Origin of the sequence: Bacillus sp. 1735sda2, assembly GCF_024159245.1 — a bacterium.
GTDB lineage: Bacteria > Bacillota > Bacilli > Bacillales > Bacillaceae > Bacillus > Bacillus pumilus_O.
Window position 1 is genome coordinate 2,513,516 of the sequence record NZ_JAMYWZ010000001.1, and the last position, 26,741, is coordinate 2,540,256.

Sequence of the window (26,741 nt, forward strand, 5' to 3'; positions counted from 1 at the left end):
CATATATAATAATACATTTGAAATGATACTTCAATATATTTCTATAAATATATCATCCTTTCAAACTAATCCATATATCATCAACTTATCTATATATCCCCTTTTTCACACATAAAAAAGCACCCTAAACGGATGCTTCCATCAAATGATATTTTTTCAAAATGCGATAGGTGATGTCTTTTGCTTCTATGCCGGTGCCTTTGATATTTGTGGCGAAGATGTAGGTTTTGTGTTCATGTTTGATAAAACCTACGTACCAGCCGATGCCTGATCCCGAGCCTGTTTTTCCGTATAGGGTGGCGTGTTTCTCTTCTTCTTGTACAATCATTCGTTTGACTGTTCTCATGTTCTTTAAGTCAAATGGAAGAGTCTCTTCATATAGCTGTTTGAGGAAACGAACTTGTTCGATTGGAGAAATTTGCAACGTGCTGCTTAACCAAAATTGATCGATTCCACCAGATATGTCTTTGTTCCCATAATGAATAGCTTTCACCCAATGATTCATGCGTTCTTCTCCAATGTCACGTGCCATGGCTTGATAGTACCAGACGACTGAATCTCTCATGCCAGATCCTAATGTATGATCTCTATTCCAATTGTCAATCTCTCTTTTTACGCCATCCCAATATTTGATGTCGTATTCATCTCTCACTGCGCCTGTTTGGAGTCCGATTAAGGCATTTGCTACCTTAAATGTCGATTGAGGTGCAAAGCGCTCTTTCGCTCTTTTTTTGTTATACACCCATGGGGACTTTTCTTTTATTTCTTGAATCACAAACGTGCCTTCCCGATTTTTAAAGAATTCATCTACAGACCACGCTATTGATCTTGCTTCAGTTGATGATGGCTGGCTGATACAAAATGCCATCAGCATGATGCAAGAAAACAGCCTTTTTATATACTTTTTCTTCAAAACAATCGCTCCTTTTCTCATGATTTCCATGATTGTAGCATGCTGAAGCGATGGGACATAAGGTACACATGTCCTCTTTTCTTTCAAATAAAAAAAGCCGGTTTATATCCGGCTTTTTGCTATATTAGCTCTCTTTTTTCTCTTGAATGGCCTGTTTCGCCATTTTTGATATCGTCATATCGTCCATTGGCGGGTTATGGAGCCCGGCACGAATATCTCGATAATAGCGCTGCAGTGGACAGTCTAGGCTTAAGCTTTTCGCACCGACTAAACGCATAGCTTTATCGACAACTTGCAAGCTATGATTAACGACAGTATGCTTCACAGCACCAAATTCATTGATTAACAGCTCTCTTTTTTCTGGCTTTTCATACAATGTGGTCGTTGAGTAGATGACGTGGCGTGCTTGCTTTAATAGTAAGTCGATTTCACCAATCAGTGTTTGGACATTTGGCAGGTCACTAATTGTGCCGTTGATGCTGTTCGGTGAGTGGGTGATGGCATATTGAACAGCATAATCCCTTGCTGCTTGTGCAATCCCTAAATAGCAGGACGGAATATGTGCAATCCAAGGATTTAGCGTACCACCGCGTGGCCCTTTTTGCACCTCAACAAGCATATCATCTGAAACCTTCACCTGATCTAAAATTAAATCATGACTTTCAGTTCCTCTCATGCCCACAACATTCCACGTTTCTTCTATTGAAACACCTTCTGTCTCACGATGAATTAAGAAGAAGCCCATAGCCTCTTTTTCTTCAATCCATACGCCGACTAAAAAGTATGTAAGCGCTGGTGACATCGTTGTGAAAATTTTACGTCCATTGATGATCCACTCATTACCTGATCTAGTAGCTGTTGTCCCAGGCTTCCCGCCTCTTGTTGGACTACCTGTCTGCGCCTCGCTCACGGCACGATTGACAAGGGTGCCCTTCTTCACTTCTTCCGCAAAGAATTGCAGCTGCTGCTCATTCCATTGTTTCTTTTCGTAGATCTCGCCTACAACTCCTTGGTGCCAGCCGATTGATAAGGCAGTCGCTCCGTCCATACTGCCGAGTGTCTCTTGAAACAGAACCATATCCTTCACAGATTGAGCGCCTCCTCCGTATTCAGCAGGAAGAGACAATGTTGTATAGCCCATCTCTATTAATGATTCAATATTTTTTTCAGGAAAATAAGCGCCTTCATCATGTTCTTTTGCCGTTTGTTCGATCGTTTCACGAAGAGATTCTAGTTGATGAAGCCATGTTTTTTGAAAATCGGTATCGACAAATAATGCTTTAGACAAAACGTATCCAACTCCTCTGTTTCTCACAATCTATCATATCTAATTTTTCCAATCGGAATAAATAAAACACACTTTACTTATAGGATTTAATGTGTTAAATTTTATCAATATTAAGTACATATGTCAAAGGAACGTGATGCTTTTATGATTTCAGCTACTAATCTACATAAATCTTATGGGCAGACCCATGTGTTAAAAGGCATTGATTTCACCGTACAAGAAGGTGAAGTGGTTGCCATTATTGGACCGAGCGGATCAGGAAAAACCACACTTCTTCGCAGTTTAAACAGCCTCGATATTCCAGACAAAGGAGAGCTGACAGTTGGTGAAGCCACGATTCAATTTGAACGATATCATAAAAAAGATCTGCTGAAACTCAGGCAGCAATCTTCCATGGTGTTTCAGCATTATCACTTGTTTCAGAATAAACGAGCACTTGAAAATATTACAGAAGGATTGATCGTGTCTCAAAACATGTCTAAAAAAGAAGCTGAAAAGGTCGGAGAGCAATTTTTAACGCGGATTGGCCTGCTTCATAAAAAAGATGCGTTTCCGAGTGAATTATCTGGCGGTCAGCAGCAGCGAATTGGCATAGCCCGCGCACTTGCGATGAACCCTTCAGTTCTCTTGTTTGATGAACCTACGTCGGCTCTAGACCCAGAGATGGTAGGAGAAATTCTTGAAATGATCAAAGGTATTGCGAGCCAAGGGATGACAATGGTCATTGTGACGCATGAAATTTCTTTTGCAAAGGACGTGGCGGATACGGTGATCTTTATGGCAGATGGCGAAATCGTTGAAAAAGGTTCACCAGAAGACGTCCTATTGAAGCCACAGCATGAACGAACGAAACAATTTTTATCAAGAATTCATCGCGGCATGTGGCAAGAATCGGAGAAAGACAAATGAAGCAAAAGACAGCATTCATGATGTCCGGTGTCCTTCTGTTATTTCTTTTTCTGATGGGCTGCAGCAGTGTGAAAACCACGACAGAAGATGGTAGAAAAATTGTAAAAGTCGCACTGAGTGCAGAGGTCAATCCACCCTTTTTAGCCACAAATGACCGAAATGAACCGATTGGCTATAACATTGATTATTTAAATGAAGTGGAAAAGAGGCTCCCTCATGTACATTTTGATTACATTTTTGGCGAGGAAGAATCGAATTTAATTGGTGTAGGCGCAGGGAAGTTTGACATGGCGGCTAATTGGTTTTTTAGTAACCCTGAACGTGAAAAGCGTTTCCTTTACCCTAAAGTCCCGTACGGTTATTCGATGACAGGTTTAATTGTGAATGAATCAGACAAGGAGATTCGATCGCTTGATGATATGACATCTAAAAAGCTGGCTCCTGTCAGCCCTAGCGGGGGCTTGCGTTCATTTTTAAATCAATATAATCAAGAACATGACCCAGATATTTCGCTGACGACTATTGAGAGTCCTTCAAATGAACTCAACTTAAAGCGTGTTGAAAGCGGACGGTCCGATGCAGCATTTATGAACATTTCCACCTTTGATACCATTCAAAAGCATTTGAACTTAAAGGTCAAAGTTGGCGGCATTGTGTCAAAGGAGCCTATCTATCTTGTCTTACAGCCAAGCGAGAAGCAACTTGCAGAAGATTTGGACCGGATCACACAAGAGATGATTGATGATGGAACACTTCCTAAGCTAGCGAAAAAGTGGTTTGGGGTTGATTTCTTTCAAGATATTGATGACATTACAGAGCAAGACGATCAAAATGAAGAAAGGAAGGAAGCGTCATGACGTTTACAGCTGGAGATTGGCTAGGCATCTTTTTACAGGTGCTTGAACGCCTGCCACTCACTTTTCTCATTATGATCGTGTCATTGTTTTTTGCTATCATCATCGGCTTGCTATTTGCATGTATCCGTATTAAACAAATCCCAGTGTTAAAGCAACTGGCGATTGTTTATTTATCTTTTACACGGAGTACGCCTTTAATTGTTCAGCTTTTCTTGATTTACTTTGGCCTGCCTCAGCTTTTACTTGTAGCAGGGATTCAAATCAATCATTGGGATCGTATGTTATTTGTGATGATGACATTTTCTTTACATACGGGCGCTTATTTATCTGAAGTCTTTCGCAGTGCGTATTCATCTGTCGGGAAGGATCAGCTGGAGGCCGCCTACATTGTTGGGATGACAGATACTCAGGCATTGATCAGGATCATTATCCCGCAGGCCTTTCTCATTGCACTGCCGAACCTCGGAAATTACACCATTGATCTCGTGAAAGACACAGCGATTGCCTTTACAATCGGACTCATTGATATGATGGGACAGGTAAAGATCATTTTAGGAAATAACTACGGACTCGGTATGTTTGAGGTGTATGTAATCATTGCGATTGTGTATTGGCTTATTTGCATGAGTATTGAACTGATCACCATGCTGCTTGAAAGGAAATTTGTCAAAGGCCGCACCAGCCTGTCACGTTAAGGAGGCGATTTGATGCAAACGATTGATATTCAATTTGCGATTGACCAAGTACCTCATATTTTAAAAGGCGTTCCTTTCACCTTATTGATTGCACTCGTTTCCATGGCTGTGAGCCTAATAATTGGATCTGTTTTTGCTTTCATTCGTCTCTTTCGCATTCCTGTACTCAGGCAGCTTGTGACGCTCTATGTCTCCTTTTTTAGAGGAACGCCTCTGATTGTTCAGTTGTTCGCTTTCTTTTATGGACTTCCTTTTGTCCTAACCAAAGTGAGCGATACATTCGGGCTGACCTTTCATCCAGATATGGTCTCCCCATTAGCTGTTGCTCTTATGACATTCAGCCTTCATTCAGCTGCCCATTTAACAGAGGTTGTTCGGAGTGCACTTCTTGCGGTAGACAAAGGACAGCTTGAAGCAGCAAAAATTGTGGGAATGACAACACGACAAGCGATGATGCGCATTATTTTGCCGCAGGCATTTGTGGTCGCCTTGCCGAACTTAGGCAATCAGCTCATTCAGCTATTAAAAGCCACCTCTCTTTCGTTTACGATTGGAGTACTTGAAATCATGGGGATTTCCCGGATCATTGCGAACGACGGCTATCAATTTTTAGAAACGTATCTCGTTTCTGCTTTGATCTATTGGCTGCTGAGCATTTTCTTTGAACTCGCTTTTGCCTTGTTAGAAAAACGTGTCAGCGTATATGGAAGATCTCTCGGACGTTAAAAAAGCCGATCAGGCTCAAATCCTGATCGACTTTTTTTATTCGCCTTTTTTCGGTGTGTTAAACAGTTCCTTTGGTGCGGGTTTTAGTTTTGGTGCAGAACCAAACACGACGGGTGCAGAAATATATCTAAACTCCCCTTTTCCATCCATGCTTCGGCCATGTGCCCATCTGCCTTCCTTACTTGCTTCCCCTCTTGAGAAATTAAACAGATCATAGGACACTTGCTGTTTTTCTAGTGAGCGCGGGAAGGTGGTTGGTACGACGACATCCCCCTCTCGTTCTTCTAATTCTTTAATCGCCGCAATCCACATATTTTGATGATATGTATCACGAGCAATAAGGAAAGAGAGCATATCCTTAACGCCTCGATCATCGGTCATTTCGTAGAGCCTTGTGACCTGAAGTCTCCCTTGTGATTCTGCATTTAAATTGGCTCTAAAATCAGCCATTAAATTTCCGCTTGCAATGATATACTTGGCATTCCACGGATATCCTTGACTATCCGCTGCCATGGCTCCTAAACCGGCAACAATTGCATGCTGAGGGTTCATACCGCCCATAACAGCTGCAAGTGCTGGATCACTTTCGTACGCCTGTTCTTGTTCTTTAACTGGTGCTTTATCTAGTAAACGTGCGATCATCGTCGCCAGCATTTCCACATGACCAATTTCCTCTGTCCCTATGTCAAACAATAAATCTCTGTATTTTTGATCTGCTCGACAATTAAAGCCTTGAAATAAATATTGCATCATGACACTAATTTCTCCATACTGTCCGCCTAATACTTCTTGTAGCTTCTTCGCGTAAAGTGGATCAGGCTTTGAGGGCTTTGCTTCATATTGCAATTCTTTGATGTGATAAAACATGATGTCATCTCCCTTATCAAAAACATCTTTTCAATTATCACTATTCAATCGCAGGCTTTTTTATGAAAAGGAGCTGTCATGTGCATAAAAAAAGGGAATGGCTTCTGCCATTCCCTTTGTTATCTTACTTATTCAGCACTAACTAAAATTTTCACTTGATCTTTTTCATTGATTAAAGCATGGAAACCATCTTCGATTACATCGTCCAACTTGATTTTCTTCGTAACGAGCGTATCTGCAGAGAAATAGCCTTTTCTCATTAAGTTTAATACAGATGGGAATACGTCTCTGTAGCCGATAATTCCTTTGACTGTACGTTCTTTAATGACAATGTCATTTGGCAAAATTTCTGCGCCTTTTTCCCAAATACTCACAATGACTGTTTCACCTGAAATTCTAGTTGATTGGATTGCTTGCTTCAATACAACAGGTACACCTGTCACTTCAAAAGAAACATCGACGCCACCATTTGTACGGCGTGCAATTTCTTGAACAACATCTTCATATTGAGAAGGATCAACAATGATCGCTCCAAGCTCTTTCGCTTTTTCTTGGCGTTCTTTAGATAATTCTACTGCGTAAATATCAGTAGCACCAGCTGCTTTTAATGCTTCAATAACAAGTAAGCCAATTGGTCCGCATCCAAACACAGCCGCTGTATCACCAGCTTGTACTTTACTAGAACGAACTGCATATAGAGCAACTGCTGAAGGCTCTACAAGTGCCCCTTGCTCATATGAAATTTCGTCTGGTAATAAATGAAGTAATTCTTCATCGACAGATACATATTCAGAGAATCCACCGCCGCCTCCGGCAAGTCCTAAAAAGCCCATGTTTTCATCTAAGTTGTAAGCACCTTGATGTCCGTGAGTTGCAAAAATAGGCTCAACAACCACTCGGTCGCCTACTTTGTAATTGCTCACGTCTTCTCCTACTTCAACAACCTCACCAGAAAATTCATGCCCCAGTGTAATAGGTGCTTTTTCTTTTGTCAGTGGATGAGGTTCATTCACTGGAATGAAGATAGGTCCTCCTAGATATTCATGTAAATCACTACCACAAATGCCGCACCATTTCACTTTAAGTTTCACTTTTCCTGGAGCAACTTTTGGTTCATCAATTTCCTCTAGTCGAATGTCCTTTTGATCGTGCCAGCGTAGTGCTTTCATGTGTAAGACTCCTTTTCTCATCAATTTCATTTAACTTACTTAAATAATTATAACATAATTTTTTTAATTTTCTAAGTAGGATGCACTATCTTTTTGCCAGTCAATGGACGAAAGATGACAAAACATAGCAATAAACAGACAAGAAGCATACATAGACTACCGATGACAACGGAGGTTCTGATTGATAAAACATGTGCAAGTCCACCAGAGAACCCTGTCATCATGATCGTCAGAATGGCTTCCACCAAAGCGTAAAAACTCGCTACCCGCCCCAGCACCTCTACCGGGATATTCGTTTGATAGAAAGTCATAAAACCTGTGTTCGCAAAAGCTAAAAAGAATGCTAATATAAAAAATCCAACAGCGGCCTCAAACAATGTGCTGGAAAAAGCATAAATGAGATAGCCACATGCCACAAACAAACTACCAACCCCGAGCATGATCGAAACAGGCAGCTTTTCCACAATCACCGAATTAAGACCTGCGCCTGCGATAATACCTGCCCCAGCTATACTAACAAGAAGACCATATTGTGTATCAGTCAGCAGTAGCACTTCTTTTGCAAAGGCTGTTTCAAGAGAATCAATCGCAGTAGGAAGTACCGTGATAGCGGCACTAAATAACAAATACACCGTCATAATCTGGCGTGATGTCAAACTAAACCGGAGAACAAGCTTCGCATCCTCTTTTAACATTGAAAGGGTAAAGCCCTTTTGGTTAGCATCTTGTTTGAGCAAATTCGGTAAACACGTCGTGAACAGAGCAGATACCAATAGACAAATTGCATTGATATAAATTGAAAAAACAGGAGTTCCGATTAAAAAAAGCAGACCTGCCACAGCGGGACCAAGTAAAAACCCACCCGATTGTAATAATGAACGAATGGCATTAAATCTTTTTCGATTATCCGCCGGGATCAATCCCGTCATATAGACCATCGAAGCCGGATGAAACATCGCTTGTGCCATTTGAATAAGAAATACGATTACATACAAGGTAAGCAGATACCCTGAAAATAGCGCAAAGGGTATACATGCGATCAAGATTGCCCGGCTGATATCTAAGCTGATCATCACTTTCCGCTGATTCAGCCTGTCAATCAAACTGCCAGACCAGCTGTTTGTCAAAAGAGAAGCAACTGGTCTCATCATATAGACAGCCGTTACAGCAAGCACAGAGCCTGTTTCTTGAAAAATGAGCAGATGGAGCGCAATCATATAAATCCATTCTCCTATGTTCGCAATTCCGATGGCTCCAAGTAGCAAACTCATATCCCGCCAATGTTTTTTCATCACTTTTCCCCCTATTTGCCATAAAAAATCCCGCCCCCAAGACATTTCTGTCTTGAGGACGGGATTTACTCCGCGTTGCCACCTCAGTTTATTCATCTGTTGCCAAATGAACCTTAGCAGGTCATCATGAACCCATCTCTGTAACGGGAGAATGTCGCCGCACCACCATCCGAAGGAATCCGGTGCAGAGCTAAGAGGCTTGGTTCCAACATGCTGCCCGGCTCCTTCTCAGCTTTACGGAGTTCTCTGTGCGGGACGGTTCATGATGTACTCTTCTCTATTAGCGCTATGTCTTTATTTCATCACGATCTTCAGCTGAATTGTTACATATTGTACTGCGCCTTGATCAAAGCGTCAACGTTTTTTTCAAGCTAATCAGCATAGATCATTTTTCTGGTCATGCCACCATCAACAACTAAATCTGTGCCAGTCACAAATTGATTGTCCTCATCGGTTAAATAAAAGCAGGCCTTCACAATATCCTTTGGCGTGCCGATTCGATTGGAAAGATGCTGCTGATGGTCGATCTCTCGGAGATTCTTCTCATCCTTCGTTTCAATCCATCCAGGGGAAATGCTATTCACCGTGATATGATCCGGACTAAAAGAAGTCGCTAAGGCATGAGTCAGCGCAGATATTCCGCCTTTTGATGCAGCATATGCTTCTGTATTTGGCTCTGACATGGTCGCGCGGGTAGATGAAATGTTCACAATAGAACCGCCTTTTGGATTTTCTTTTATATAACGTGCTGCTTCTCTTGCACATAAAAAAGTCCCTCTTAGGTTCGTTTGTAACACACGATCCCACTCATCGACCGTTAATTCATAAGGCGATACAGTACACATGACACCAGCATTATTAATGAGAATATCAATCGTTTTACAGCGCTCCACCGCAAACGACATTAAGTGCTGAATATCCGTTTCTTGCGTCACATCTGTTTTCTTAAAATAAGCTTCTAACGATTCTTTTTTTAGCTCTTCCTCCAATCGCTTCCCCTTCTCTTCATCTATATCTGCAAGCACCACTCGCGCTCCTTCTTTTGCATAGCCCCAAGCGATCATTTCACCAATTCCATTGGCTGCACCTGTGATGACGACTGTTTTATTGTGAAAGTTCATCGTTTATCCCATCCTTTCTCCATCAGATGTTGTCATCATAACACTCTTATATAGACGAGACATAGCCACATGAAACATAAAAGAACACCCTCCAAGTGGTCGTGTCATGAGGAGAGTGTTTCTTTGGAATTCATTGATCAAAAGCAGCTTTTAAAATGTCTAAGTAGTCGGCTTTCGTAACGGTACGAACATTGCTTGATGTAGAACCGTTTTGTTCTGCTAATTCAGCCATTTTTTCAAAATCTTCTTCTTTTACATAAGATAAATCTTTTAGTGCTGGAATACCTAATTTTTTTGTGAAAGTATACATGCCATCAATTAATTTTTGAATCGCCACATCATCTGAATCCGTTTTATTTGCAAAGCTCATGATTTTGGCAAGCTCTGCGTGTAACACCTTGTTTTCAGCTGCATTGAATTGCATGACATAAGGCAAAAATACCGCGTTTGCGATACCATGAGGTGTATCATAAAGACTGCCAAGGGCTTCTGCTAAGCAATGAACGGCCGCGACATCAGCTGAACCGAAGCATAAGCCGGCTAGTAAACTACCTTCTTGCATTTTATATCTTGCTTCTAGATCAGAGCCATCTTCAAATGCTGCCGGTAAGTATTTTACAATGGTCTCCATTGCACTTGCACCCATTGCTTTTGAAATAGGATTTGTTACTTTACAAGAATAGCCTTCAATAGCGTGTACCAATGCATCAACGCCTGTTGCAGCTGTTATGCTTTTTGGCACCGTTAATGTAAGAGATGGGTCTAAAATCGCAATGGTTGGCCGAAGCAAGGCATGTTTTAATGTGATTTTTTTATGTGAAGCAGCTAACGTGATGACAGATGAACGTGTTACCTCAGAGCCAGTACCAGCCGTTGTTGGAATACAAATTAGTGGAGATAGATTAGCATATGCTTTCTTCCCTGATATATAATCTTCAGGAATGCCGCCATTTGGACCTAATAAAGCAATTGCTTTCGCCGTATCCATTGGACTTCCGCCACCAATCGCAATAACCGCTGATGCTTGTTCTTTTCTAAAAAGCTCTGCACCAGCTAGACATTCATTATCTCTAGGGTTTGGAGATACTTGATCAAATACAAATACTGAATAACCTGCTTCCTGCAAATACGCTTCAATAGGCTGAACAAGCCCTGCGTTTCTCACACCAGAATCTGTCACAATCATCACTTTGGCACCTGGCAATACAAGATCCTCTACTATAGATCCAATTTCTTTTGACTGACCAGTCCCCATCATTATGTTTGTTTGGCAATGATATTCAAAATTCCTCATGATTTTTCTACTCCTTCATTTAAGTTTATTGAGTGAGCCGTTTGTTTTTCTGCTCCCCACCACTCTATTTCTTTTAAACCTGGTATGCTAGATGCATAAAAGACTGGATTTTTACCTAACAGCCTTTGTTGAATATAATCTTCTAAAGCGGCAAAAGCATATTTTCCTAGGATAGCAATTGCAATCAAATTGACGATTGCCATAATGGCCATCGACAAGTCCGCCAACGTCCAAACGATTTGTAAGTTGGCCACAGCTCCAAACATGATCATCAATAATACCAAGATTCGATACGTCAATAACGCTGTTACACTGTTATGGATAAAACCGATATTGGCTTCACCATAATAGTAGCCTCCTACAATAGAACTAAAAGCAAAAGTAAATATAGCAAATGCTAAGAAAATACTAGCCCAAGATCCAAAATGCTGTGCCATTGCGGCTTGTGTAATTTCGATACCAGATAATTCACCTGCTGTTTCTACTGTCGATAGCATAATAATAAAGGCTGTACAGCTACAAACCACTAATGTGTCAAAAAATACACCTAACAATTGAACAAATCCTTGTTTTACTGGATGCGAAACATTGGCGGCAGCAGCAGCGTTTGGTGCACTACCCATTCCTGCTTCATTTGAAAAGAGCCCCCGTTTTACACCGTTCATTATCGCAGCACCAATGCCGCCGCCAACGATTTGTTCTAATCCAAATGCACTTTTCATAATACTTGCCAATGCTGCGGGTACAGCACCGATATTTGTGACAATCACATAAAGTGCTAAAATGATATAAAATGCCGACATAATTGGCACAATGATTTGTGTAAAATTAGCAATTCGCTTCACACCACCAAAAATAATGCAAGCTGTAAAAATTGTAACAAATAGCCCCATGACAATCGGACTGATCCCAAATGAATACTGAAAGGCATTTGTAATTGTATTCGTTTGTACAGCGTTAAAAATTAAGCCGAAACTAAGAATAACAGAAAAGGCAAAAATCCGACTTGGCCATTTCAATCCGAATTGCTTTTGAATATAGTAACCAGGGCCTCCTTTAAATCCGTCATTTGTTCTCACCTTATAAATTTGTGCCAGTGTACTTTCGACAAATGCAGAGGCTCCTCCTAAAACGGCTGCAAACCACATCCAGAAAATAGCTCCAGGACCACCAACAGTAATAGCAATCGCAACACCTGCCATATTTCCAGTACCAATTCTTGTAGCAGCCCCAATAAAAAAAGCTTGCATAGATGAAATTTCATGACTTCCCTTTTTGGTTTTGGGTGCTTTTTCAAAAATAGAACGGAAAATCTCTTTTAGTAAGACAATTTGCATCAATTTCATTCTCACTGTAAAGTAGATTCCTATGCCTATTAACATGAATACTAAAATATATGTCCATAAAAAATCATTCACTGAATTGACCATCACTTCAAACAAAGCCATCTCCCCTTTGTACATCTGAATATTTGAAATAACAAAAGATTGCAAGCGCTTACTTTTATGATAGTGAAAATGTTATGATCTATCTATAGAAGTTTTCTGATTGTATCAATCGGCTCATCCGATTTAGGGAGGTTTGAAGTTGGAGATCAAACAACTGATGATGTTCCAAACAGCATCAAAAGTATTAAACTTTACAAAAACTGCACAAATGCTTGGTTATGCTCAATCTAGCATCACAGCAAATATTGTGGCATTGGAAGAAGAGCTAGGAACGCCTCTATTTGAAAGGCTTGGAAAAAGGGTGATCTTAACAGAAGCTGGCAGACAATTTCAACATTATACAGATAAAATTTTAGGCTTAACAGGGGAAGCATTAGAGGCTGTTGGTGGGATGAATGAGCCAAGCGGCATTTTGAGAATATGTGCATCTGAAACACAATGTACCTACCGGCTTCCTCATATTTTAACTGACTTTCAAACGAAGTATCCAAAAGTGGAACTGATCTTCCGCCCAGGAATAGCGGAAAAGGATGTTTTAACTCTATTACTTGAAGGACAAATTGATGTCGCCTTATTATCCATGAATCCTGTAGTATCCTCACATTTACTTGTAAAAGAATTAAAAGATGAACCGATGGCCATTGTATGCTGCCCAACAAATCCTTTGAGCACAAAACAAAATGTATATCCAAGTGATTTAAACGAGCAACGATTGTTGTTAACTGAAGAATGTGATTATCGCTACGCCTTCGAACACTCATTAACACAGGCAGGTGCAAAACCAAGAAGTAAACTAGAATTAGCAGATGTAGAAGCCATAAAAAAATGTGTAATGGCAGGCTTAGGAATCGCTGTACTTCCTGAAATTTCTGTAAAAAAAGAAATAGCAGAAGGCAATATCATCAAAATCAATTGGATGGACCCCTGTTTCTCTACGAAGATTCAACTATTTTGGCATAAAAACAAATGGATGTCCCCTGCTTTAAAGGCATTTGTGGATTTAACAGAGGATTATATCCTTTTAAACGGGTAATATGAGCAGTTTTCTATTTCTTTTTATTGAGGCGCCTCCAGAACATACTGAAGAGTTATTGTATACAAAAGCCCTCTATAGCTATATAGAGGGGCTTATGCTTTCTAAAAGGTAAAAGTAATGTCATGCAAAGAGATTAATAGGATCGGATATTTTTCAAACCAATCACCATAAAAACAATCGTAAATGCAGCTAAAACTGTTATGTCTAATAATAAGATTGAATGATTGACAGTACCGCTCATAATCTCACCAAAACCAGACATCATCCATGTTTGCGGTATAGCTAACGAGATCTTCTTCATCATGTCTGGAACGATATCTAATGGCCAATAAATACCGCCTAGCATGCAAGTTCCTACAATGATAATTGCACTAAATACTTCAGCTTGCTTTTTTGTATGAGATAAGGTTGCAATCATAAAACCTAAACTCACAACAAGACCAATAACAAATGATCCAAACACTAAAATGAGCATAAAGTTTCCTAAGTATACATTGAAGAATATGGATAAGATGGTCAGAAGGACACCTAGCTGTATCCATCCAAGAAGAAAATAAGCTATGAAATACCCCAATAACACAGATATTTTATGAATGGGACTCGAAAGCAATCTTTGCCAAGTATAATCTTTATACTCTAAATGAATGGATGACACAGAGCTTGAAATCGCAAACATCATAAACATAATAGTAAAGCCAAGCGGTATTAAATTTGGTTGCTGGCTTGCCTCTCCATCTTGATTTTTTTCAACCAATGAAATGGTGCCAGATTCATTTAACTTGTTTAAAGCATTGGTGAGAGAAACACTTTTCTTCTCTTTCACACCCTGATTGATTTGATAAATGATGGCCGCTGTCTCTTTTAAATAGGGAGATAAGACAGCATATTCCTCAGTTTTCTTATAAACTGTCACATCAAAAATCTCTTTATCTTTCAGATGGGACTTTAACGGGTTTGCGACTTTCACAGACGCAATGACCTTTTCTTCAGATACTAAATCTTTTGCATCGCTTTCAGTCGCCTTTACCCAGAGGAATTTGGTGTTTTTTTCGAGAATTTGAAAAATTTCTTGATTCAGTTTACCTTCACTAGGCTCTTGAATAAAAGCAACTGTAGGTTTCTTTGTATCAGATGCGGTACTTCCAAAGATAAAACTAAATACAATTGGCATAACAAATAAAAAAATGAGCGTCAATGGGGACTTTAATGTTTCTTTTAGCTTTAAAGCAACAATGGCTGATATTTCATACATAGTGATGCTTCCTTTCAAAAGACATTCTAATTAAAGCAGTGATGAAGAAAACTAGTCCCATCCCGCAGCTTAGTATAAACCCGCTTTGAATTTCACTAAAATCAGCACCTGCCATACTTTTCAAAAACATTTGAAGTGCAAGAGAATTGGGTAAAAAATAGCTGATATCAATCATCCATTGCGGGAATAAGTATAAGGGCACCATACTCCCGCCTAAAGCAGCTAACACTTGTGTTCCTAAAATCCCCACACTGTTAAACGTTTTTTCTCTACTGATAAAAGAACCAATCAGCACCCCGAAACCCGCAGCATTTAATATAAAACTACATCCGATCATAACAACAGTAAAAGGCTCTCCCCAGTTCACCTTAAAGACAAAGCTAGTAAATAAAATAATGACTGTAAGTTGAATCATACAGATCAAAACAATACCCAATAACTTCCCAACAATGTAACTAGTATTACTTAATTTTGATACAATCAGCCTTTTATAAACATCTTCCTCTTTTTCCTCTATCATACTTCCAACTAGAAAAACAACAGTCATTAATAAAAAAAGCACACCCATCCCGCCTGCGTAGTATTGAAAGGACGTAACCGGCTGGCTGTTGATATGAATATTCCTCTCGTTCACCAGTTCTTTTTTCAGTTGATCAGACACAATTTCCACTTCTTTACCTTGATTCAACGGCACCAGAATACGATTCATATGATAATGTTGAAAGAACTGCAAAACCACATTTTCCAGAACTATTTCCTGTAAATTCGAATGAGGTCCTCTCAAAATATCCAATTGCACATGATCGTGATTTAATAGACTTTTTTCAAAATTCGGCTTGATGATGATGCCCATTGTAATGTCTCTACTATTTAGATCTTTCTCTAATTGATTTTTCGAGGTGACCTTCACCTCAAATATGTCACTGAGTTCACTCCTAGACAATGTTGAAAGAAACATCTTACTTGTAGTGGACTTATCTTGATCAGTTATCCCTACACGAAACGAATTGATCTTGACATCACTATCTTTCTTCATGTTATCTCCAAATGCTGCACCTAATATAGCAATTAATATGATAGGCATAAAAAAAAGTGTAAAAAAGCTTTTCTTATCTCTAAAAAACAATAATAGATCTTTTAGTACAACCCAGATGCTCATGTGTTCACCTCTATTCGGTCTAGTCTCGTAATTTCTTACCTGTTAAATATAAGAATACATTTTCTAAATTTGGTTCTACAACTTCTGCTGAAATAATTTCCACTTTCATATCTGTTAATACTTGAATGAACTTACTAATAAATTCTTGAGGTTTTTGATCTGATATTCTAAATTTTTGACCATCGACATTAAAATCTTTAGAAGGATAGCTTTCTCGAATATAATTACACACTCTTTCAATATCTGCTTTATTATTTTTAATCGTTAAAATGATTTCTCTTTGTTCTTCAACAAGCTTACTTAGTTCAGCAATTGTCCCTAGTGCAACAAGTGATCCTTGATCAATGATTCCAATTTTGTCACATAAGTATTCGACCTCTTCCATATAGTGACTCGTATAAACAATAGTCATTCCATCTTGATTTAGCCTTTTGACAGTTTCTAAAATATGATTTCTCGATTGAGGATCTATTCCAACTGTTGGTTCATCCATAATTAAAATTTTTGGCTTATGTAAAATAGCACAACCGATATTGACTCTTCTTTTCATCCCACCAGAGAAAAGCTTGACTTTATCGTTTGCACGCTCTTCAAGTCCTATTATTTCAAGAGTTTCTCTCACTCTTTTTTTTAATAATTTTCCTTTCAATCCATACATTCTACCCCAAAAGGTTAAATTTTCTTTTGCCGTCATATTGAGGTATAACGCTATTTCTTGCGGAACAATTCCAATCATTTGTTGTGCCTTTTTTTGTTGCCCCTTCATATAATACCCTTCGATTAATACGTAACCATCTGTTGGTTGGTAAAGCCCTGTGATAATACTAATTAAAGTAGATTTACCTGCTCCATTTGGCCCTAAAAAGCCAAATGAATCTCCTTTTTCAACTTTGAAACTTATTTCTTTTAATATTTGTTTATCACCATAGTTTTTTACTACTTGATTGACTTCTAACAAATGTCTCACCACTCCTTCTTTCTTTTAGGTATTGCAAAAGCCCGACACGCCAATTAGGTAATTCATAACCGATTACATTCGAAAACAGCAGACAATCCAGTGCAGAAAATGTTGGTCTTTCGGCAGAATTTGGGTATGATTTTGACTCAACTTTTGAGATTTGTGCTACGTGTTGTAGATTCCTATATATATTTTTCTCCTAACCTATTAGATTTTCCATATACATTAAGAGGATTGGGTTTGTTTTTCTCATATATGGAATGGTTTGCTCTCCATTGAAAACATAGTCAATACTAAAGTGCACAAAAATTGCGCCTATTTTATCAGAGCTTCAGCAAGATACTTTGTAGATGTCCCATTAACAAGTTTTATTAAATGTCTATTAGAGATAGTGATTTCAATAGAATAGATATAAATACATTATTCATCATTTGATAATCATCTTATCGGTCAACAATAGATAACTTAAACCAATTTTGTATAAAAATATGAAGATACCCAGAATATTCTTAAATACATTTTAATATAATAGTTCTCAATCTTTTATTTTCCTATTACTTCAAGTTTTTTTATGTTTTATGGATTTAATATATATTTTTCTCAAAAACTCATTTTGTATTTAGGGAGTTTGCTTTTTTGAGGGAATTTAGAGGTTAATTGCATATGTAAAATTATTAAGATTTAGGAAGTAGGATTTTGTTTCTGTCCCACTTCCATTTCATCAGTTTTTTAAATTCTTTACATTCAAGAAAGTAACTGTATCTCTTCCTCTAATCTTCAGTTAAACGACCATTATGCCAGAGCTGTTGATAATACGGATGTGTTTTTTGTAATGCTTCATGTGTGCCTTGACCTGACAAGCGTCCTTCTTCAAAGACAAGAATTTGGTCTGCACTTGTAATCGTGGATAATCGATGGGCGATGATGATTGTCATCCGGTTTTTCGTTAACGCTTGAAGAGCAAGCTGCACTTCACGCTCTGATTCGTTATCTAAGTTCGATGTCGCCTCATCAAGTAATAAGATTCTCGGATTTCGTAAAATCGCACGAGCAATCGCAATACGCTGTTTTTGACCACCCGAAAGCTTAATACCTCCTTCACCAACCTCTGTATCGAGGTGTTTTTCCAGCTGCATGACAAAATCATAGGCATAGGCTGCTTTTAATGCGGCAAGTACCTCTTGTTCACTTGCTCCATTCGTCCCGTACATGACGTTGTCACGAATCGTTCCATTTAATAACGGTGCATTTTGACTTACATAGCCAAACAGCTCACGCCACTCTATTAAGTTAAATTGCTCAATGTTTTCTTTGCCATACAGTATCGCACCTGATGTCACGTCATAGAATCGTTCAATAAGGGAAAACATCGTCGTTTTCCCGCCACCACTCCGGCTGACAAAGGCCGTTGTTTCATTTGGCTTTAACGTAAACGTCATATCTTTTAACACGTATTTTTCGTTGTACTTAAACGACACATGTTCAAAATGAATCGGCTGTGACGTAGCAGTTACCGGTTCACCGTCTTGTACTTCACGCTTCTCATCTAAGGCCTCGACAATACGCTCTGTTGCGCCCAGTGTTTTTTGTAAATCAGTAAAGAATGTCGCCATTTGTGTAAATGGCATAATAATTTGTACTAAATAAATCATGATTGCCACAAGCTCGCCAGAACTAATGGCACCTGAAGCAACCTGTGAACCGCCGTACCCAAAAATCGCAATGATCACAACCATCATGAGCAACGTCATAAGTGGTGAAAGAATCGCAACAATTTTTGCTTCTTTTAATCCGTACTTGTACAGCTGCTGAATTTGCTTTTTTCCGCCTGCTAGCTCTTGCTGCTCTGTTTGCGAAGCTTTCACAAGGCGAATGTTTGTTAAAATTCTCCCTAATCGTCCGCCAAATCCTGCCAACTCATCTTGATTGGCTTTCGAAATCGCGTACATTTTTTCTCCTAACGGATACGTCACAAAAATGGTTAGTGGTACGTCGATCAGTAGCAGTAGCGTCATTTTCCAGTCAATCCATAGTAAAACAACGATTGCACCGAGTATCGCGAAAAGTCCCGATACAAACGACACGAGCTTTTCTGTTACAAACTCCTTTACGACGTTTGTATCCTGCGTAATTCGACTCATCGTTTCGCCAGATTCATGTGCATCGTAATAAGTTAATCGTAAATGTAGCATATGCTCCCATATTTCTGTTCGTAAATTCGCAACAACTCCTTCACCTAAACGACGCATCATATAAAATGTAACGGCACTAAGCATCGCCTGTACAATTAAAACGCCAATGACTGGTAAGAGTGACGTTAATGCAAAACCAGTATCTGAAATTTGATTAATAAGCTTCATTGTGAGTAGTGGCACAGCAAGTCCAGCTGCCACCTCTACGATACTGATAAAAAATAAAAGAACTAATTGACCATTCGCCATTTGACTGCGATTCATCAAAATCCAAAGCTGTGAAATTTTCCCTTTCATTATGATTCACTGCTCACTTTCGCCATGACCTTTTCAAAACGGAAAAACTCGTACTCTTCATCCGATTTCGGCTCTTCGCCTTCAACATTCGGCCCTGGGTTGCCTTGGTGATAAAACTCGACAATTTTAAAGCCACATTTATTAACGTAAAAATGAATATTACGCTTTTCAAAATATGGTGTGTGCAGCACCCAAACATTCGTCTCTGGGAACGCTGCTTCTATCGCTTCCCACATTTTAGTGCCAAGACCTTTGCCATGTGCATTTGCCCTTGTATAAAGGAAGTCCACTTCGTTTCGCTGGGTTTCGTTATTCATTTTCAATACGACACCACCAATTCTTTCGGCGTTTAGTACAAGTTGACGTACGACCGATTCTTTGGCAGTAAGTGAATGATCGAAATCTTCCTCAGACGGGATTGGTCCCATTTGTGTCGGATCTTCCGCATCTGTAAAACGATCTTGTAACCCTTTCATAAATGCCTCTTGTAATTCTGCCTTAAATGTTGCTAGCTCGTCCTGCGGTACAGGTGCTAACGTAATTTGTCCATTTAGTTTTGCCATTTCTAAAAACCCTTTCTTTTAAACTGATTAAAATATTCGACCGACTGTTAAAAATAGCTGCGTACCCGTAAATTGATCAATATACCTCCTGACACCTTCTCTTCATCAACCTTAGTGCGTTCAACACAATAACGAATGCTTCTCATTTATGTCGTGTTAAGTTCACAAGAAATAGTGTAAAGTATGGAGTAACTCTAGAGTAAAGAAAGAAATGAAAAATATATTCGAAAAAACATTTACCAGAGGGTAATTTTTCAAATTACTTAAAATCAATAAAGATACCAACAATCTTTCCTAGAACGAACGATTGTCTGAAAAAAAATGGAAGTTAATTTATTTGATGAAATTTTGATGAAGCAATTACCAGCTGAACCTGTTGTGTATAGCGACGAGAACAATAGTTTGGTCGATATCACTGGAAGATCTAAGAACTTTACGAGCAATCTACGCCATGTTAAAAAAACTTGGGGTTAAAAGTACAGACGCATACGGTATTGTGTATTCAAAAGGAAATTTCTTAAATGAGGAGTCTGGAGATGTGAGCTACCTATTTTGTCGCCTAGATGACCGTCAGCAAGGATGAAATCCGCTGGACATTATGCGATTATTGATCATCAAGGACCTTCTTAGAAAGCATCTCTTTCGTTTACATGTATTGTTGATTCCACAATAAAGAGCCGACCCATTTATGGAGCGGCTCCTTTCATGTTAAAAATTTATCGAGAAATCATCCCATGCGGGTCAATGACAAATTTCTTCGCTACACCTGAATCAAAGTCACTGTATCCTTGAGGGGCTTGATCAAGATTAATGACGGTTGCATTCACTGCTTTGGCGATTTGTGCTCGTCCGCTTAAAATAGATTTCATTAGACTGCGGTGATATTGCATGACAGGGGTTTGACCTGTCACAAAGGTATGGGCTTTTGCCCAGCCGAGTCCAATTCGCACTTTCAGTGATCCAACTTTTGCATCAGCATCCACTGCACCAGGGTCTTCTGTGACGTAAAGTCCTGGGATTCCGAGTTTACCGCCAACTTTGGTAATATCCATAATTGTATTTAAAACGGTTGCAGGTGCTTCTCCTTGATCTCCATGACCTGAAGCTTCAAAGCCAACACAATCGACGGCACAGTCTACTTCTGGCTCTCCTAAGATATTGGTGATTTGTTCGCCGATTCGATCATGTTTTCGTAAATTGATCGTCTCACAGCCAAAGCTTCTGGCCTGCTCCAGCCTTTGTTCATTCAAATCTCCGACAATGACTGTAGAAGCGCCAAGGAGCTGAGCGGAATGCGCTGCGGCAAGACCAACTGGCCCTGCACCGGCAATATATACGGTTGAACCAGGTTTTACTCCAGCCGTATACGCACCGTGAAAACCTGTCGGGAAAATATCGGAAAGCATTGTCAGATCAAGTATTTTTTCCATCGCTTGATCTTTGTCTGGGAATTTCAGCAACTGGAAATCTGCATATGGCACCATGACGTACTCGGATTGGCCGCCAACCCATCCGCCCATATCGACATATCCATAGGCAGAGCCTGGACGGTCCGGGTTTACATTTAAGCACACATGGGTTTTTTGTTCCTTACACATGACGCATCGTCCGCAAGCAATATTAAATGGAACAGACACTAGGTCTCCTTTTTGAATAAACTCCACATCTCGTCCTACCTCAACGACTTCACCTGTAATTTCATGACCAAGGACGAGTCCTGCCGGCGCAGTCGTACGACCTCTCACCATGTGCTGGTCACTTCCGCAAATATTCGTCGTCACTACTTTTAAAATGACGCCATGCTCACATTTGCGCCCCACATTGGCTTTCGGTACACCCGGGCCATCTCTTAAAATCAAATCAGGGTATCCAATATCCTCAACTGCTACATTTCCTGCTCCTTTATAAACGACACCTTTGTTTCCCGACATGTTTTCATTCCTCCCTTTTTGTTTAAAAATGAAGTCTCTACAATTTTCTCTATTTATGAGGCAATTCCCTGCTTCAAATGGCACAATTGATTAAAAAAAAGCGAAAAATGTCTACCATAGAGAGAAAAATGTCTCTTTCAGTTAAATAAAAAAGAAAATATTGAAAAAAAAGCTAAACTTTTGAAGAACGGTGTCGATATAAGAAATAAGCCAGACAGGTATCCTTAATCGACAAACAAATTCCTTATATATACTATCATTCCTTACACACCTGGCTGGCGCCTATATGACATGCAAAAGTCTCTTCTGATGAAGAGACTTTTTTTAATTCGTTCAAACATGATTCAATGACACGCAAAGAAGCTCCTCTCACGAAGAGCCTCTTTTGAATGCTTGTTCATTACCTGGGAAATATTTTCATCATTTTAATGCTTTGATACAGATGTATGTATCATAGTGATAAACCGAAACTTCTCTAAAGTGATACGCTGAAAATAGGCGGCTAATCTCTTGTTCACTATACGATGAAAAAGATTGTGACCACTTTTGTTCCTTCATCAGTTCCTGCTGTTGGAAAGATAAGTATACTTCTCCATCCACTTGAAGAACGCGGTACACTTCCTTCATGACTTGCTCAATATCCTTCAAGTAATAAATGGTCTGCACCGTAAATAATTTATTGAATGATCTGTCTTCAAAAGGTAAATGCTCAGCTTTACCAAGAGTCACGACGGCTTTATCCTGTTCCACAAGCTTTTTATGTTTTCTTTTTGCATATTTGATCATATGACGAGAGGCATCGACTCCATATACTTTACCACGATCAAGTTTCTCTGCTACTTTTGATAATGTCATGCCTCTTCCAGTACCGATTTCTAAAATCCGGTCATTTTCTTGTATATTTAAGAGTTGAATCGTCCATTCATTGATATTATGATGATTTTTTTCCATATAGCGGGCAACCCATTTTGAGAACAAGCCTTTTGGTTCCCTCATTTGTTTTCCAATCCAGCTTTGAATCAATGTTAACACCTGCTTTGCACCAGTAAATAAAACTATTTACGAATTTTCTTACTTTTCATATCGGCTCTCACCCAACAAATTTTAAGACCTAGTCCTAATTATTTGTTATTGATTAGACGGCACCTTTTCAGAAAATGTTTCGCAGAACTTTTAAAAATTTTAATCTGAATAGGCGTTTTCATTAATTGTGCTCAGATTGATTTCGTTTTCTGCATGAGCTGCATATTTTATGAATGTATCTTGATTAGATAAAGGTGGTGCTAGATTATGGGCTTTGGTGGAGGTTATGCTGGAGGCTGCGGTGGTTACGGTGGCGGTTTTGCAGGCGGATTCGCATTGCTTGTTGTACTGTTCATTTTGTTGATCATCATCGGTGCAAGCTGGATTTGCTAATGTAAAAGGAGCAGGAAACGATAACGTTTCCTGCTCCTTTTCTTTAATACCAATAAGGTCGGTACTGATACATATATTGTCTGAGCATTTCCTCTTGCTCTCGTTGCATTCGGTACGGATTACCGTATCCATGCTTTAAAGAATGCGGAATGGATGTATATCCGTGCCCCACTGACGGAAACCTCATATATGGTGACATCGACATTCGTTGATCACCTCACAATCTCCTTTTATGGATATCATATGTGCAGATGATCAATGTGGAGCGTGTCTAAACCTGGTCCTTCTCCATCGTATAACAATCAAGCATTGCAAGCATCATAAACATGTCAATCTCCTCCTTTTTCAATTTTTCTTTTCGTGTTTTAGTTCATATACTTTAGTTGTTTCTGCTTCATTTCTTCATAAAATGTTTCGACTTGTTGTTCATAAAGAACCGTTTCAATGTCTTTGTATTTTCGTCGGATCGTTAATGTGATAAAAAATAAATGGATTGTCATATACGCTCACCTCCCTTCAGTTCGCAGCACGCGAAATAGCCCGCAGATCTTCTTTGTCAGTTGACCTGTGGGCACACAAAAATGCAGATCAAAAGACAGTGTCTTCCAACCTGCAATGGATGATACGTAAAATCCTCGTTTACTTTAACAGTTTTGAAGCGTGTGCACCGTATAAGGTAAAGGAAGGACACGAGCTCTTCCACAGGCTGATGACATGATGAAATTGTAGTTGAATTGTTCACAAGTAGATACGAATAACATATTCTTCAGCCTCCTTTACGTTTTTAATTACTTTGTTAGTATATCCAGCAAGCACCATTTTGTAAACCTGTTTTTAGTAAAATAGATGATTTTTGTGTGTTTGACTAAATTTCTACAGCAATTCTTGTCCAATTGTCCAATACAATCAAAAAAGCCCCCTCACGATTATGAGGAGACTTTTCGAATTAATCTTCATCTAGTTCTTGCAGTTTCTTTTGAAAAAAGATCGCGCGTCTCACACAAAGAAAAGCTGCTAATAAGAAAACACAATCAATTCCCATCATCAGCATTTTCGGAGATGCTTCGATGTGTTGGTTTGGTATGATCGTACCAATATATAAAAAGGTGCTGACAGCAAGCAAAATAAAAGCGTACTGCTTGTAATCTGTCACTAAACCACTCCACTTTTTCTTCACTTGAATCACCTTCCTGTTTCACATGTCTATTAATAGCTTAACATAGTAAAAGAAAGGTAGTGGCATGTAAATCTATCCATTCACTAGTGCGTTTAGTCCCTGCTTCATATCATTCAGTAAATCATCCACATCTTCAATCCCGACGGATATACGAATTAACCCATCAGTGATGCCAAGCTCCTCGCGACGGTCTTTTGGAATGGACGCATGAGTCATTCGAGCAGGAACAGAAATTAAGCTTTCAACCGCTCCAAGGCTTTCTGCGATCGTAAACAGCTTAAGCTGACTTAAAAACACATCGACATGTTCTTCTTTTCCAATATCAAAAGAGATCATACCGCCGTAGCCTGATGCTTGCGTTTTTGCAAGTTCATGTCCGGGATGAGCATCAAGACCTGGGTAATAAACACGTGTGACTGCTGGATGTTGTTCTAAAAACTCAGCGATTTTCTGTGCATTTTGCTGATGTGCTTCCATTCTTAGTCCAAGTGTTTTGATTCCTCTCATGAGAAGCCATGAATCCTGCGGTCCAAGGATTCCACCTGTAGAATTTTGAACAAAATGCAGTTCTTCCCCAAGCTCTTCCGTCGCTGTTACAACAAGCCCACCTACGACGTCACTGTGACCACCTAAATATTTAGTGGCACTATGCAGGACAATGTCTGCCCCATATTCAATCGGTCTTTGGAAATAAGGTGTGAAAAATGTATTATCAACAATCATTAAGATGTTAGCTTCTTTTGTCAATTGGCCGACTGCTTTGAGGTCAGTCATTTTGAGTAAAGGATTGGTTGGTGATTCAATGTAAACCGCTTTTGTTTCAGGTAAAATCGCCTTTTTCACTGCTTCAGGATCACTTGTGTCAACAAAGGTCGCTTGAATGCCAATACGATTGAGTACCTTTGTGATGACGCGGTACGTTCCGCCGTAAACGTCATCTGTCAGGACAATATGATCTCCACTGTTAAACAGCATCATCACTGCCGTAATGGCAGCCATTCCTGAACCAAATGCGTAGCCGTTTGCTCCTCCTTCAAGGTCACGAATGGCGGTTTCTAGTGCCGTTCTTGTTGGGTTCGCTGTTCTTGAATATTCATACCCTGTATGTTCGCCTGCTTTCGGCTGCTTATAGGTGCTCACTTGGTATATAGGTACAGACACAGCGCCCGTTTTTTCATCACCCGTTGTTCCGCTGTGTATCATCATTGTTTTTCGTTTCATTTTATTTTCCTCCCTCATAAATGCCTTTACTTAAATACCGTTCACTGCTATCAGGAAAAATGGTGACGATGACGGTCCCAGGTGCTGCCTTCCTCGCTTCTTCTAAAGCGGCAAATAACGCTGCTCCCGAAGAACTCCCGATGAGAACGCCTTCTTTTTCAGCAGCTTCTTTCACCATGTGGAAAGCATCATGATCACTGACGGTATATATCTCATCGAATAAAGCAGATTCCATATAATCTGGGATAAATTCAAGGCCGATTCCTTCCGTTTTATGCGGACCTGGATCTCCTCCATTTAAAATCGATCCTTCAGGTTCGACAACAACTGTTTTTAGCGCCGGATGTTGCTCTTTTAAATAGGCAGCACACCCTTGAAAAGTTCCGCCAGATCCCGCTCCTGCAACGAATACATCGATGTTTCCTTGCAGGTCGGACCATAACTCTGGACCAAGCGTTTTATAGTAAGTCAATGGATTTACTTGGTTTTTAAATTGCAAAACACAATAGGCATTGTCAAGGCTTGCCTCTAGTTCAAGGGCTCGATTAATCGCACCCTTCATTCCCTCTTTTCTTGGTGTATGAATGATCTCTGCACCGAGCGCCTTCATGAGCTGTTGTTTTTCTTGACTAAAATGTTCTGGTACGCAAAAAATAGTACGCAATTGATGTTTTCTTGCACTGAGAGCAAGCCCAATGCCTGTGTTTCCAGCAGTTGCTTCTATGATGGTTCCGCCAGGGCGCAATTTGCCAGATGCCAATGCTTCTCTTATGAGCATATCACCTAAACGATCTTTAATACTTCCACCCGGATTCATCATTTCAAGCTTCGCATATACCTCTACACCTTCCGGGATGCCGATTCCTGACAGTTTTAAAAGCGGTGTGCGGCCAATTAATTCTGTAATATCCTTTATGACAGCCATATGATTCCCTTCCTTTGTATGGAAAAGAAGGGGGA

Annotated in this window: 26 protein-coding genes and 1 pseudogene; 6 read left to right on the forward strand and 21 right to left on the reverse strand. The window is 39.6% G+C overall.

Annotated elements, in window-relative coordinates; translation table 11 throughout:
- Positions 1 to 124: 124 nt before the first annotated feature.
- Complete coding sequence (blaBPU, locus tag NKR21_RS13055) at positions 125 to 934, reverse strand: BPU family class D beta-lactamase (protein WP_391509402.1); 810 nt, start codon at positions 932 to 934, stop codon at positions 125 to 127.
- 103 nt (positions 935 to 1,037) lie between these two features.
- Positions 1,038 to 2,201 carry an acyl-CoA dehydrogenase family protein gene (locus tag NKR21_RS13060; protein WP_144455810.1) on the reverse strand — a complete coding sequence of 388 codons (1,164 nt, stop codon included), beginning with the start codon at positions 2,199 to 2,201 and terminating at the stop codon, positions 1,038 to 1,040.
- A 144-nt stretch (positions 2,202 to 2,345) separates the two neighbouring features.
- Between NKR21_RS13060 and NKR21_RS13065 the strand changes: the two genes are divergently transcribed.
- Genes NKR21_RS13065 through NKR21_RS13080 form a run of 4 tightly spaced genes read left to right on the forward strand, consistent with a single transcriptional unit; the run spans position 2,346 to position 5,388 of the window.
- A complete protein-coding gene (locus tag NKR21_RS13065) occupies positions 2,346 to 3,110 on the forward strand; it encodes an amino acid ABC transporter ATP-binding protein (protein WP_176372629.1) in 765 nt (254 codons plus the stop codon).
- Positions 3,107 to 3,967: an amino acid ABC transporter substrate-binding protein gene (locus NKR21_RS13070; protein WP_144455808.1), complete on the forward strand. Its 861-nt coding sequence runs from the start codon at positions 3,107 to 3,109 to the stop codon at positions 3,965 to 3,967. The genes NKR21_RS13065 and NKR21_RS13070 overlap by 4 nt, the downstream gene beginning before the upstream one ends.
- On the forward strand, positions 3,964 to 4,662 hold the full coding sequence (locus NKR21_RS13075) for an amino acid ABC transporter permease (RefSeq protein ID WP_144455806.1): 699 nt from the start codon (positions 3,964 to 3,966) through the stop codon (positions 4,660 to 4,662). The genes NKR21_RS13070 and NKR21_RS13075 overlap by 4 nt, the downstream gene beginning before the upstream one ends.
- A gap of 12 nt (positions 4,663 to 4,674) precedes the next feature.
- Complete coding sequence (locus NKR21_RS13080; RefSeq protein WP_088000476.1) at positions 4,675 to 5,388, forward strand: amino acid ABC transporter permease; 714 nt, start codon at positions 4,675 to 4,677, stop codon at positions 5,386 to 5,388.
- A 36-nt stretch (positions 5,389 to 5,424) separates the two neighbouring features.
- On the opposite strand, the gene NKR21_RS13085 is transcribed toward NKR21_RS13080, so the two are convergent.
- From NKR21_RS13085 to NKR21_RS13110, 6 genes are all read right to left on the reverse strand, one after another.
- Positions 5,425 to 6,255, reverse strand: a complete 831-nt coding sequence (locus tag NKR21_RS13085; RefSeq protein WP_012010687.1) for a manganese catalase — start codon at positions 6,253 to 6,255, stop codon at positions 5,425 to 5,427.
- A gap of 128 nt (positions 6,256 to 6,383) precedes the next feature.
- Positions 6,384 to 7,424, reverse strand: a complete 1,041-nt coding sequence (locus NKR21_RS13090; protein WP_012010688.1) for a 2,3-butanediol dehydrogenase — start codon at positions 7,422 to 7,424, stop codon at positions 6,384 to 6,386.
- Between the two features lie 71 nt (positions 7,425 to 7,495).
- A complete protein-coding gene (locus NKR21_RS13095) occupies positions 7,496 to 8,716 on the reverse strand; it encodes an MFS transporter (RefSeq protein ID WP_144455804.1) in 1,221 nt (406 codons plus the stop codon).
- A 371-nt stretch (positions 8,717 to 9,087) separates the two neighbouring features.
- Positions 9,088 to 9,837: an SDR family oxidoreductase gene (locus NKR21_RS13100; protein WP_144455802.1), complete on the reverse strand. Its 750-nt coding sequence runs from the start codon at positions 9,835 to 9,837 to the stop codon at positions 9,088 to 9,090.
- 130 nt (positions 9,838 to 9,967) lie between these two features.
- Entirely contained in the window at positions 9,968 to 11,131 is a 1,164-nt protein-coding gene (locus NKR21_RS13105) for an iron-containing alcohol dehydrogenase (protein WP_144455800.1), read from the reverse strand.
- Positions 11,128 to 12,579 (reverse strand): alanine/glycine:cation symporter family protein, encoded by a 1,452-nt coding sequence (locus NKR21_RS13110; protein ID WP_186299629.1) that lies wholly within the window; start codon positions 12,577 to 12,579, stop codon positions 11,128 to 11,130. The genes NKR21_RS13105 and NKR21_RS13110 overlap by 4 nt, the downstream gene beginning before the upstream one ends.
- A gap of 139 nt (positions 12,580 to 12,718) precedes the next feature.
- Between NKR21_RS13110 and NKR21_RS13115 the strand changes: the two genes are divergently transcribed.
- On the forward strand, positions 12,719 to 13,612 hold the full coding sequence (locus tag NKR21_RS13115; RefSeq protein ID WP_144455798.1) for a LysR family transcriptional regulator: 894 nt from the start codon (positions 12,719 to 12,721) through the stop codon (positions 13,610 to 13,612).
- Positions 13,613 to 13,748: 136 nt separating this feature from the next.
- Here NKR21_RS13115 and NKR21_RS13120 read toward each other — a convergent pair whose 3' ends face one another.
- The 8 genes from NKR21_RS13120 to NKR21_RS13150 all read right to left on the reverse strand — a co-directional run bounded on the left by NKR21_RS13120 (position 13,749) and on the right by NKR21_RS13150 (position 22,990).
- Positions 13,749 to 14,867, reverse strand: a complete 1,119-nt coding sequence (locus NKR21_RS13120) for an ABC transporter permease (protein WP_144455796.1) — start codon at positions 14,865 to 14,867, stop codon at positions 13,749 to 13,751.
- Entirely contained in the window at positions 14,860 to 16,026 is a 1,167-nt protein-coding gene (locus tag NKR21_RS13125) for an ABC transporter permease (RefSeq protein WP_144455794.1), read from the reverse strand. Before NKR21_RS13125 ends, NKR21_RS13120 begins: the two co-directional genes overlap by 8 nt.
- Positions 16,027 to 16,045: 19 nt before the next feature.
- Positions 16,046 to 16,984, reverse strand: a complete 939-nt coding sequence (locus NKR21_RS13130; protein ID WP_144455792.1) for an ABC transporter ATP-binding protein — start codon at positions 16,982 to 16,984, stop codon at positions 16,046 to 16,048.
- Positions 16,947 to 17,174, reverse strand: coding sequence for a sugar nucleotide-binding protein (locus NKR21_RS21275; RefSeq protein ID WP_144455882.1), 228 nt, complete (start codon positions 17,172 to 17,174; stop codon positions 16,947 to 16,949). The genes NKR21_RS13130 and NKR21_RS21275 overlap by 38 nt, the downstream gene beginning before the upstream one ends.
- Before the next feature lie 580 nt (positions 17,175 to 17,754).
- A complete protein-coding gene (locus NKR21_RS13135) occupies positions 17,755 to 19,473 on the reverse strand; it encodes an ABC transporter ATP-binding protein (protein WP_144455790.1) in 1,719 nt (572 codons plus the stop codon).
- Positions 19,473 to 20,036, reverse strand: coding sequence for a GNAT family N-acetyltransferase (locus NKR21_RS13140; protein WP_144455788.1), 564 nt, complete (start codon positions 20,034 to 20,036; stop codon positions 19,473 to 19,475). The genes NKR21_RS13135 and NKR21_RS13140 overlap by 1 nt, the downstream gene beginning before the upstream one ends.
- Positions 20,037 to 20,752: 716 nt before the next feature.
- Entirely contained in the window at positions 20,753 to 21,967 is a 1,215-nt protein-coding gene (gene fdhA / locus NKR21_RS13145) for a formaldehyde dehydrogenase, glutathione-independent (protein WP_012010696.1), read from the reverse strand.
- A 420-nt stretch (positions 21,968 to 22,387) separates the two neighbouring features.
- Positions 22,388 to 22,990 (reverse strand): class I SAM-dependent methyltransferase, encoded by a 603-nt coding sequence (locus tag NKR21_RS13150; RefSeq protein WP_144455878.1) that lies wholly within the window; start codon positions 22,988 to 22,990, stop codon positions 22,388 to 22,390.
- A 309-nt stretch (positions 22,991 to 23,299) separates the two neighbouring features.
- On the opposite strand from NKR21_RS13150, the pseudogene NKR21_RS13155 reads away from it, so the two are divergent.
- Positions 23,300 to 23,383: pseudogene (locus tag NKR21_RS13155) on the forward strand (YjcZ family sporulation protein); the annotation flags it as partial.
- A gap of 43 nt (positions 23,384 to 23,426) precedes the next feature.
- Here the strand turns inward: NKR21_RS13155 and NKR21_RS13160 are convergent.
- The 5 genes from NKR21_RS13160 to NKR21_RS13180 all read right to left on the reverse strand — a co-directional run bounded on the left by NKR21_RS13160 (position 23,427) and on the right by NKR21_RS13180 (position 26,706).
- Entirely contained in the window at positions 23,427 to 23,588 is a 162-nt protein-coding gene (locus NKR21_RS13160) for a hypothetical protein (RefSeq protein WP_158511374.1), read from the reverse strand.
- A 160-nt stretch (positions 23,589 to 23,748) separates the two neighbouring features.
- On the reverse strand, positions 23,749 to 23,883 hold the full coding sequence (locus NKR21_RS13165; RefSeq protein ID WP_012010698.1) for a YrzI family small protein: 135 nt from the start codon (positions 23,881 to 23,883) through the stop codon (positions 23,749 to 23,751).
- 446 nt (positions 23,884 to 24,329) lie between these two features.
- The gene (locus tag NKR21_RS13170) at positions 24,330 to 24,560 is read right to left on the reverse strand and encodes a YrhC family protein (RefSeq protein ID WP_041815772.1); all 231 of its coding nucleotides are present in this window, start codon (positions 24,558 to 24,560) and stop codon (positions 24,330 to 24,332) included.
- Between the two features lie 72 nt (positions 24,561 to 24,632).
- On the reverse strand, positions 24,633 to 25,781 hold the full coding sequence (locus NKR21_RS13175) for a bifunctional cystathionine gamma-lyase/homocysteine desulfhydrase (protein ID WP_119125172.1): 1,149 nt from the start codon (positions 25,779 to 25,781) through the stop codon (positions 24,633 to 24,635).
- Between the two features lies 1 nt (position 25,782).
- The gene (locus NKR21_RS13180; RefSeq protein ID WP_144455786.1) at positions 25,783 to 26,706 is read right to left on the reverse strand and encodes a PLP-dependent cysteine synthase family protein; all 924 of its coding nucleotides are present in this window, start codon (positions 26,704 to 26,706) and stop codon (positions 25,783 to 25,785) included.
- Positions 26,707 to 26,741 lie beyond the last annotated feature (35 nt).